Source organism: Trichocoleus desertorum AS-A10, from assembly GCF_039962155.1.
Lineage (GTDB): Bacteria > Cyanobacteriota > Cyanobacteriia > FACHB-46 > FACHB-46 > Trichocoleus.
Genome location: NZ_JAMPKN010000098.1, coordinates 1 through 6,812 on the forward strand (window position 1 = coordinate 1; position 6,812 = coordinate 6,812).

Consider the following 6,812-nt stretch of genomic DNA (forward strand, 5'->3'; position numbering starts at 1 on the left):
TCGAATCATGGCGTGTGGATGCCTAAAGAAGCAGAGGTGAGCTACAGTGCTTGGCAAGCATTCGAGCGAGTGTTTGCTAATGGTGAGACTGAGACGCGATACATCCAAGAAATACTGGACGCTAACCAACGACCCCGTTGTGTTGCCTGCTAACAGCACGTGGATGGTGATGAGCCACTTGCCCTCTAAACAAGACCAAGCAAAGTTTATTGGCAATCTCTATGGGCTGCGAACCTGGATAGAATATGGCTTCAAGCAGTGCAAAAACGAATTGGGATGGGCGGATTACCGACTCACGCACTACGAGCAAATCGAACGCTGGTGGGAGATGGTATCGAGTGTCTATCTCATGGTCAGTTTGCAGTTTTATGGATTAGGCGCTCAACCGCCTGGAATCCTCGATGAGGGCCAACGCGATCTCTTGACTCGGTTGGAGCAACATCCTGATTGGCAGGAGGCGAAGGGATGGAAACGACGTTTCAACAACGTACAACTGTTGGTTCAACCCTTTATCTTTTTCTGCCTTCTTCAACCTTGGATGAGGCTATTTGATATCTCTACTTTAGAGCGTGGCTTTGCTAAGCTCATCAGGATCATCATGCCTTTCCAGGTTGGTCACCGTTGGCTCCTTCCGCTCCTATGCAACATTTTTCTTCTGCCTAGAGTGATGAATGAGGGATATTATGCAGAAAATTGTTCGGGCTACCTATCCTATAGAGGAGATTAGACAGAATCAATTCTGTCTAATTAATAGTTGTGCTGCTTGCGCGCGGCGGTGCTGAAGGCGAAACTAAAGCGTATGGAAGATGTAATCAAACTTCGCATTGTTACACTAGAAGATTACGGCTTCTTGTATGCCTTACATTGCACAACCATGCATGATTACATCAAAGCGACTTGGGGCTGGGATGAGGTGTGGCAGCAAAGCTATTTTAAGCAGCATTTCCGGCCTGAAGCTAACCAGATTATTGTGCTGAACGGTCACGAGATTGGGAGCGTTGAGGTGGATTACAAGGAAGATGGAGTGCATATTAGCAACATCCAAATACTGCCTGAACACCAAAGCAAAGGCATTGGCAGTCTCATTATTTTGAAAATTATTTGACAAGCTCAACGGCAGGAGCATCCTGTGACTCTGCAAGTGCTGAAAGTGAATCCCGCACGGCGGCTTTATGAACGACTGGGCTTCGTTGTCGAAGGTGAAGATGACGCCCACTTCAAGATGAAACGCGCCTCAACTCACCAATAAGCAGCACAACAAGGCGCTGCACCTGACTGCCTATGCTCCGGCGGCAGGTGAGCTGTATGTTATGGTGCTGAGTCCTTATTCTACTTGTTAAAACCTGTATGCTATCCGACATCATTCTCATTGGACCCATCGGTGCTGGAAAATCTACTGTTGGATCACTCTTAGCGGTTCGACTAGATCTTCCACAATGCTCAATGGATGAGTATCGATGGGGCTACTACAAAGAGATTGGGTATGACGAAGAATTAGCAAAACACAAACGGTAAACGGAAGGATTTCTGGGAGTTTGCCAGTATTGGAAACCTTTTGAAGCTTATGCAGTAGAAAGGTTGCTGTCAGAGTATAAAAACTGTGTCATTGATTTTGGGGCTGGTCATTCTGTATATGAAGACAGCTCTCTATTTCAAAGAGTTCATCAAGCTTTAGCTGCTTATTCAAATATTGTTCTCTTACTTCCTTCACCAGATCTAGATGAATCAGTACAAATTTTGAATGAACGCAATGAGTATGTGCCTGACGGTAGCCCCAATATTAATGAGCATTTCGTAAGACATCCTTCAAATTATGAACTAGCGAAGTTTACGGTATATACAAAAGCAAAGACACCTGAGGAAACTTGCAGCGAGATTTTGCAGTTAGTAGGTCGGCACAATCGGGTCGAGGAAGGCATTTAACCTTCCCCTCCCACACTACCCTGCGTGCGGGTCCCCAATGGCTTAGTTTTAGCAACGGAAAAATTTTGAGCGTTTAGGGTTGGGTGCAAGCAACTGTCCCATTTTTGATAGATGGGTTGCTTTTCCAATTGAAGTTAAAGTAACCGTAAATCAAGGCTTTCAGAGTTCAGCTGTCCCATTTGCAGTTCAAAATGGGACAGTTAAGCGTTTCCTGCAATCAGAAAGCAAAAAGTAAACTGTCTTCTACGACCTTTGCTAGGCAAGCTTTTCAGCCTTAACGCTTAAAATTTCCCGTTACTATAATCAAGCCCTTTAGATTTTCACGATCGCCCTGGTGAAGAGAGATAGAGAGGCGATGAGCCGCTAAGTTGCTTGCCGCGCGGCTTGGCGGAGCGGCATTCGAATCACGAATTCAGTGCCCCTGCCAGGCGTTGAAATGCACTCTAATCTGCCCCGATGTTTTTCGGTAATGATTTGGTAGCTAATCGACATCCCCATCCCAGTGCCTTTCCCCAATGCCTTGGTCGTGAAGAAGGGATCAAAGATGCGTTTTTGCACCGCTTGCGCCATGCCCACTCCGTTGTCCGCGATCGCCACTTCTATCCAGCCAGCATCAGCCATTGATGTACGGATGGTAATGCGGCTGGGATGGTCCTTTAGCTCCTGATAAGTGCACTTGGCGTTGTTTTCCTCGATCGCATCAATAGCATTGACCAAGATGTTCATAAACACCTGGTTGAGCTGTCCGGCGTAGCACTCAACTAGCGGCAGCTTCGCGTAGTGTTTAATAATCTCGATTTCTGGCCGCTCGGGTCTAGCTTTGAGACGGTGTTGCAGAATCAGCAGCGTGCTGTCGATGCCTTCGTGAATATCGACCGCCTTAAATTCCGCCTCATCCATGCGTGAAAAGTTGCGTAAGGACAGAATAATCTGCCGAATGCGATCGGTTCCCACCTTCATCGAGGTCAGCATCTTCGGCAAGTCTTCGCGCAAAAACTCTAAATCCATCTCTTCCGCCGCCACTTGGATTTCGGGAGTCGAGTGAGGATAGTGCTGCTGATACAACTGCACAAATTCTAATAAATCCTCCGTGTACTCCTCCACGTGTGTTAGGTTGCCGTGGATGAAGTTAACCGGATTGTTGATTTCATGAGCCACCCCAGCCACCAGCTGCCCGAGACTCGACATTTTTTCACCTTGCACCACTTGAGCCTGAGTCCGCTGCAATTCTGCCAAAGTATTCTTGAGTTCAGCCGTGCGTTCCTCGACCCGCTCTTCTAGGACTTCCTTGCTGTGTTCTAAAGCTGTGAACAACTCCCTCAGCCGTCCTGCCATGTGGTTGAAGGAGTGGGAGAGGGTATTGAGTTCTTGAATATTGCTGGCTGGCACCGTTTGCTCTAGATTGCCAGAGGCCATCGCTTCACTAGCTTGATTCAGACGCAGAATCGGATGAACCAGCCAACGAGAGGTGAACAAGCCTATGCCAATGGCACCCACCAAGGCACCGAAGCAGAGCGCGATTGTGGTGCGGGTATTGGCATTGATTTGGGCCATGAATACATTCTCTGGCACACTGGTGACGAGCAGCCAGTCTAAACCATACTGATCGCGCCAAGGTCTCACATCGACAAAATACGGTTCTCCCTGCACGTCAAGCTGAAAGTCTGTATCTTTTGTGATGGACTGAAACCCGTTGGTAGCTTGAATGGACTGGGCGATGCTACGAACGGTGGAGTTAGAGCTCTCAATCGCTCGTACCCGCTGAATCGCTTGCTTGCTCAGGGTAAAGGTTTCTTCTTTACTAGAGGTGGCAATCAGTGTGCCATCGCGCTCCATAATAAACACTTGCCCAGATTGACTAATCTCTAAACTGCGTAGGAAGTCACTCAGCTTAATCAGATGAATATCAGCGGCAATCATGCCGAGCAAACGCTTTTGTGCGTCGTAGATGGGGCGACTAGCCGAGGCCGCGATGTAGGGTGTAGGCAGATTCAACGCAGTAATCTTGGCCCAAATCGGTTTGCCAGCAGCGATGGGTTCGGTATACCAGGTCTCTTTAAAGTTGTCCCAATCCCAGCGATCGCTCACTTGAGTACGGTTGCCTTGGCTATCAACCGCGTAATTTGTGAGATTGTTGGGCAGTGTTGCGGTCCAATCATCAACGGTAATGGTTTTGCCATCGTAGCGAGCCGCTCCCACTCCTTCCCCAGTCGTTAAGCCAATGCCAATGTAAGTCAGGTCATACGCTTGCATCTGATCCCAGAAATACTTCCCCACCGCTTCGCGATCGCGCACATCGAGCATGCCTCGGCGAATCACATCAGCATTGAGTTGGTTGAGGACTTGAGGAATGGCCAGATAGGACTTCAGGCGTTCATCAACCACATCGCTGGTGCGATCGAGCAATTGTTCTGCCAGATCGTTGACCGCACTCTGGCCGTTTTTGAAAGACAAATAACCGACGAAACCGACAGCGGCAAAAATCTGGAGGACGAAGGGAACGACGAGAACAAGTTGTAATGGAAACGTTTTGTCTCTGAGGAAGTGCTGACTTTTCATTATAAGAAAGGAATTTTTATTAAGCTCTAGCCGTTTAAAAATTCCCAGGATCGTCACACAGCTAACGCTTGACAGACCTTGCCGAAGACGCTGTACTGTCGATAGTCAAGTGGTGCTGCCACCCTTGTTTACGTATATAAAAGTTGCAATCAATACTAGGGTGTGCAAACTACGTAAATCCGCAGTGCCAACGAATCTTCACTCTTGTCTATCATGACGTCAGTTCGACGGAGTAGCGCAGCCTTCTTGTCTTGTAGGTCCGCTGCGGCTGATCGGTCAGTTTCGATGGTGGCGATGAGGGCGATCGCCTCTTCAAACTTTTGTTTCCGTTGCAGAAGCTTCAGCTAGGTTCAACCTGACTCAAGTTCGACAAATCTTTCTATGAGCGTAGAGTGCTGACAGAGTTTAATTGTGATTGATAAGCATGGTGATTAACCATCTTTCACGCTTGTTAAGCAAGCATTGCTTCTTCTGGTTGTGCATTTGATAAAAAACACAATGCAACCTGCTCCAATTTTCTAAGACTAACCCAGACTCTGTATTCAGTCGGCAGACAAGTAATACAAACTTCAATATCCGTCTCCGACAAACTTACTGCCGTACTGAAAGCTTCCTGTCTTTGAGCAGCATCGAACTTTTTATAGAAGCTGTACAGCTCCTTACCAGAGGCAATACCTTCCTGAAGTACACCTTCATGCCAAAAGGAAAAAGTTGAAACGACCTCATGAGACAGGACGAGAGGATACATAGAACGACCTTTGAGTTGTAAAAATCTCTTCAATGGATTCCCAACATTTTACGCTGTTGATATTGCAAATTGTTAATAGTATCTACGTCTCCTGAACTAGGGGGACCTTTAAGACCTTTGGCCTAACGTCCGCTGAAGTCGAGCGATCGCGAAAGCAGCAGCTAAGAAGCCCTAAGACTCCCGCCCATATTCATGGGTCAGTTGTTCAAGTTGAAACGTGTGGCAAGCGATCGCCTGGGGTTGGTAAGGGTCAGGAGCCACAGTTGTAGACGAACTGTCTTGACCCGGATGAGCAGTGCCGGGGTGCCCTCACGGGTGATTCAGGAGATATCCGAACACCGCAGCTTACAAGCGCTTCAACGCTATCTTGGGGTTTCAAAGTTGCAACTAGAGGGGCGATCGCATCTCTCAGTTTTTGAAGTATCGGCGCTTAATAAATCAGTTGATCTCTTGGACTGGATCTAATAATTTCCGAGGTCGTGGTTCTATGTCAGCACCCTGTTTTCCGTCTAATCCTGTTTCTGGGAGCTTAGGCAGAATAAAAGGCTAAACCGGAGCGAAGAAACGTTCAGGAATTTGGGCTCATTAAGAGTTGAGCCGAGACAATTTCATCAACGAGCATCATTATGCTAAACGAGAGTTCAGATCAGTTATGGGTTGAGCCTGTGGGTGGAATCATCCTCGCTCGGATTCGCGGGGTGGCTACAGCCGACCTCATACAGGAGTGCCATCAGCGCATTGTGGTGTTGCAGAGAGACACGGGCTGCAAACAGGTGATGTACGATGCCTTAGAGCTTGAGCGCCCGCCGATAGAAATTGTGCTCACACAACAGGGGTTAACCGATGCGCTCAAGCAAGCTGATGTAAAAGTCGCGATAGTTGTGCCCAATACGGGGATTGCTTACCTGGCCCGTCTGGCGTTTGGCGAAGCCAATCATCGCGTGTTCTACAATGATATTGCCGCCGCAGTATCATGGCTGGGCAGTCCTTGATCAACTGAAGGTTGCAAGGGCAGAAAGGGTGTGATCAAAACACTGCGATCGCCTGGGCTAGTGGGAGTCAGCACCCACAGTTTCAGACGCATGGCCTTAACCCAGATGAGTAGTGCGGGGGTGCCGCTGCGGGTGATCCAGGAAATCTCAGGCCACCGGAGCTTGCAGGCGTTTCAATGCTACTTAGAGGTTTCGGAGCGGCAACTGGAGGGAGCGATCGCGGCTTTGAGTTTCTGAGTTTCTAGGGGCGATCGCCGCGAAATTAACAGCATTCTTGGAGTTCGAGTGCTAGGGTGAGGCATCCTTAAGCTGAGGGTTGAAAGGTTGCGGCGCAATCTTCTCTTCCTAAGAAATGCATCCACGTCAAACGCAGTCACAGTCTCTAGAGTCGCGGCAACCTTCAGCAAGTCATCCAGAGCGTGATCCTGCTTTCGATGAATTACTCACCTACCTCAGGCAGAACCACGGGTTTGACTTCACAGACTATAAACCCCCTAGCTTGATGCGCCGAATTCAGTTACGAATGCACGAGCTCGGCATAGGGACTTACGGCGATTACACAGCTTATTTGCAAGCCAATCCAGATGAGT

Annotated in this window: 10 protein-coding genes; 8 read left to right on the forward strand and 2 right to left on the reverse strand. The window is 48.3% G+C overall.

What is annotated here, in order from left to right; translation table 11 throughout:
• Positions 1-169 precede the first annotated feature (169 nt).
• The 4 genes from NDA01_RS30870 to NDA01_RS30885 all read left to right on the forward strand — a co-directional run bounded on the left by NDA01_RS30870 (position 170) and on the right by NDA01_RS30885 (position 1,923).
• Positions 170-727: a hypothetical protein gene (locus NDA01_RS30870; RefSeq protein WP_348231056.1), complete on the forward strand. Its 558-nt coding sequence runs from the start codon at positions 170-172 to the stop codon at positions 725-727.
• Positions 728-799: 72 nt separating this feature from the next.
• Entirely contained in the window at positions 800-1,105 is a 306-nt protein-coding gene (locus NDA01_RS30875; protein ID WP_348231057.1) for a GNAT family N-acetyltransferase, read from the forward strand.
• 242 nt (positions 1,106-1,347) lie between these two features.
• Positions 1,348-1,515 carry a hypothetical protein gene (locus tag NDA01_RS30880; RefSeq protein ID WP_348231058.1) on the forward strand — a complete coding sequence of 56 codons (168 nt, stop codon included), beginning with the start codon at positions 1,348-1,350 and terminating at the stop codon, positions 1,513-1,515.
• A 63-nt stretch (positions 1,516-1,578) separates the two neighbouring features.
• Complete coding sequence (locus NDA01_RS30885) at positions 1,579-1,923, forward strand: hypothetical protein (RefSeq protein WP_348231059.1); 345 nt, start codon at positions 1,579-1,581, stop codon at positions 1,921-1,923.
• Between the two features lie 363 nt (positions 1,924-2,286).
• Here the strand turns inward: NDA01_RS30885 and NDA01_RS30890 are convergent, their stop codons facing one another.
• Positions 2,287-4,482 carry a sensor histidine kinase gene (locus tag NDA01_RS30890; RefSeq protein WP_348231060.1) on the reverse strand — a complete coding sequence of 732 codons (2,196 nt, stop codon included), beginning with the start codon at positions 4,480-4,482 and terminating at the stop codon, positions 2,287-2,289.
• 451 nt (positions 4,483-4,933) lie between these two features.
• A complete protein-coding gene (locus NDA01_RS30895) occupies positions 4,934-5,230 on the reverse strand; it encodes a hypothetical protein (protein ID WP_348231061.1) in 297 nt (98 codons plus the stop codon).
• Between the two features lie 279 nt (positions 5,231-5,509).
• On the opposite strand from NDA01_RS30895, the gene NDA01_RS30900 reads away from it, so the two are divergent.
• The 4 genes from NDA01_RS30900 to NDA01_RS30915 form a co-directional block, all read left to right on the forward strand.
• On the forward strand, positions 5,510-5,695 hold the full coding sequence (locus tag NDA01_RS30900; RefSeq protein ID WP_348231062.1) for a hypothetical protein: 186 nt from the start codon (positions 5,510-5,512) through the stop codon (positions 5,693-5,695).
• Positions 5,696-5,856: 161 nt separating this feature from the next.
• The gene (locus NDA01_RS30905) at positions 5,857-6,222 is read left to right on the forward strand and encodes a hypothetical protein (RefSeq protein WP_348231063.1); all 366 of its coding nucleotides are present in this window, start codon (positions 5,857-5,859) and stop codon (positions 6,220-6,222) included.
• A gap of 30 nt (positions 6,223-6,252) precedes the next feature.
• Entirely contained in the window at positions 6,253-6,459 is a 207-nt protein-coding gene (locus NDA01_RS30910; protein ID WP_348231064.1) for a tyrosine-type recombinase/integrase, read from the forward strand.
• Between the two features lie 115 nt (positions 6,460-6,574).
• A partial coding sequence (locus NDA01_RS30915; RefSeq protein WP_431193597.1) for a protein-glutamate O-methyltransferase CheR occupies positions 6,575-6,812 on the forward strand: 238 nt, incomplete at its 3' end.

Bases quoted from the DNA above. Each gene is read 5' to 3' on its own strand.
- NDA01_RS30870 (WP_348231056.1), top strand. From the start codon at position 170: ATGAGCCACTTGCCCTCTAAACAAGACCAAGCAAAGTTTATTGGCAAT.
- NDA01_RS30875 (WP_348231057.1), top strand. From the start codon at position 800: ATGGAAGATGTAATCAAACTTCGCATTGTTACACTAGAAGATTACGGC.
- NDA01_RS30880 (WP_348231058.1), top strand. From the start codon at position 1,348: ATGCTATCCGACATCATTCTCATTGGACCCATCGGTGCTGGAAAATCT.
- NDA01_RS30890 (WP_348231060.1), bottom strand. From the start codon at position 4,482: ATGAAAAGTCAGCACTTCCTCAGAGACAAAACGTTTCCATTACAACTT.
- NDA01_RS30895 (WP_348231061.1), bottom strand. From the start codon at position 5,230: ATGTATCCTCTCGTCCTGTCTCATGAGGTCGTTTCAACTTTTTCCTTT.
- NDA01_RS30905 (WP_348231063.1), top strand. From the start codon at position 5,857: ATGCTAAACGAGAGTTCAGATCAGTTATGGGTTGAGCCTGTGGGTGGA.